Genomic DNA, 2,300 nt, shown 5'->3' with positions numbered 1-2,300 from the left:
AAGTGTAGAGTTCTTTAGTATGAAATAAAATATCGGATATTTTATGGCAACTCTTATATATAATGTTGGAGTATTTACTGAAATTATTAGAAATTTGAGAATGAATCTCATATGCTAATTTGTCACTACGTTTTGATGAGTCTACTCTAAAAAGACAAACATATTGATCAACCTGGCTTTCCATCTTAAACAAACTTATCAGTTTATAAGAAGGTTGTGAAATTCTTTGAAGTTCTTTTTTTAGTTGAGAAGTCCATGATGGAGTTTCTACAGAATAATCTTTTTCATTAAGATTAATGGTTAAAACTGCGAGGAAAAAATACTGGTGTTGTTTAAGAATAAAATCTTGTTTGCTCGCTATGTTTTCTAGTTCATCAATGCGAGAAATTTGAGGTTTTCTAAGGTAATCATACCAGAAATTATCTTCTATTTGTAAAAGTGAATCATTTTTTCCATTTGAGTTATGATTCTCAATTTTACTAATAGCTTTTTGAATAATAAATTCTAATTTTTCAAAGTTAATGGGTTTTAGATAGTATTCGAAGCTTTGTAATTCAATTGCTTTTTGAGCATAGTTGAAGTCGGCGTAATTGGTTAAAAAAATTGTTTTTATATCATATTTTTCATTTCTAATCCACGATAAGAGTTCGAGGCCGCTGCCTTGAGGCATTTCTATATCGCTTATCATGAGATCAATAGGATACTCTCTAATAATATTTTGAGCTTGAGTGAGGCTATAGGCAACATAAACAATATCAATGTGTAGTTTATCCCAATTTATTTTCTCTCGTAAAGCCTCAATGATAAAGCGATCGTCATCAACTAATAAAATGTTCATTATAACCTCCATCTATAATCTTATATGGAATGAGTAAAAGAATTTTAGCCCCACCTTCTTCATTATTTTCAAATGCAATACTATAGTCATTAGGATAGAGAAGATTTAAACGTTCGATGGTGTTTGTAATCCCAATATGATGTCCATCTTCTGTTATTAGAGACTGTTTCTGATTTAGTTTTGATAAAATTTCTTCAGAGAAACCTGGACCATTATCTTCGATACAAATCTGAATATAATCTGAGTTCTCAGTTTTTACTTTTTTTATCGATAGTAAAATTGTAAATAAATCCTGAAATGAAAAACCGTGTTTTATTGTGTTTTCAATAAACGTTTGTAACAGTAATGATGGAACAAGAGTATTTTGTAAATCAGAATTGTAGTCTAGTGAAAAGTAGATACTATTTCCATATCGAATTCGTTGTATTTCTAAATAATCTTTAATATGCTGAACTTCATCTTTAAGTTCTGAAAAATCTTGATTAGCCATAAATAAATGACGGAGATAATTTGAAGTTAGGATAGTTAATTCTTCAATTTCCTTGTAGTTTTTTGTTTGAAGCATACTATGAATCATTGATAACATATTTAAGTAGAAATGCGGTCGGATTTGATTTTTAAGATAATTAAGTTCAATCTTCTTAAGTTCTAGTTGTGAATGGTATTCTCGTATTTTTAATTCTTGCATATCAAAAATTACTTTATTAAGTTTATCATTTGCCTTATCAATTTCTAGTATACCTTCAGATATAAAAAATTCAGAAGGGGGGATGGAGTCCCCAAGTTGAGAGAGCCGTTCAGTGAGTCTTGTTATAGGTTTAATCATCCACTGACGAATATACAGGATAATGATGATTGATAAAATTGTGATAATGATAGGAACAGCTGATAAAAATACTTCTAAGAGTGTGATATTTCTAAAGACTTCGGCATAATCGACTAAAACATAAATATCGAAAGGTAAATGCGTTTTTTCATTTTGGGCATGAATTAGGTAATTAGAGGACGGTATATTGTTAGGCTCTTTTAGGGAGAGTTTACCATTATTACCAATATTAAGTTTATTGAGAGGTTTTAGGATATCTTCTGAGGATATGACTGCATAAATTATTTTTCCTTCGTAATGAACGGATTTAACTAAGTATTCGCTATTTTTAGTAGTTATATTTTTCCACTTACGGTCACTTATATCGCTACTTAGTGATTTTAGATATGTTTTTAACAGTAAATAATCTTCATATGGAATAGAAAGATTGGAAACATTGATAAAATGTTTAGTAGAATTTGTTTCCAATAAGAATGTCATATGGGTTTCATTTTGATATTCAAACTCTGTAAAACTAGTTTGAACCTTTTTTAGACTTTCTTGATAGTCTAAAAATTTTTGTACATGATTTAATTTTTCCAAATCTTCACTGTGTGTTATTGTTGAATACATAAACCTCTCTGCAGAATGTAATTT

Annotated in this window: 2 protein-coding genes; both read right to left on the bottom strand. The window is 29.0% G+C overall.

The window, feature by feature from the left end:
* On the bottom strand, positions 1-838 hold an 838-nt coding region (locus D8836_RS10985), incomplete at its 3' end, for a response regulator (protein ID WP_125393996.1).
* Positions 819-2,300, bottom strand: a 1,482-nt coding sequence (locus D8836_RS10980; protein WP_125393995.1) for a sensor histidine kinase, incomplete at its 5' end; no start/stop codon positions are given. The genes D8836_RS10985 and D8836_RS10980, both read right to left, overlap by 20 nt.

This window comes from Streptococcus mitis, assembly GCF_003942995.1.
GTDB lineage: Bacteria > Bacillota > Bacilli > Lactobacillales > Streptococcaceae > Streptococcus > Streptococcus mitis_CV.
Note: the sequence above shows the minus strand (reverse complement) of the source record. Positions and strands in the feature narration are given on the sequence as shown.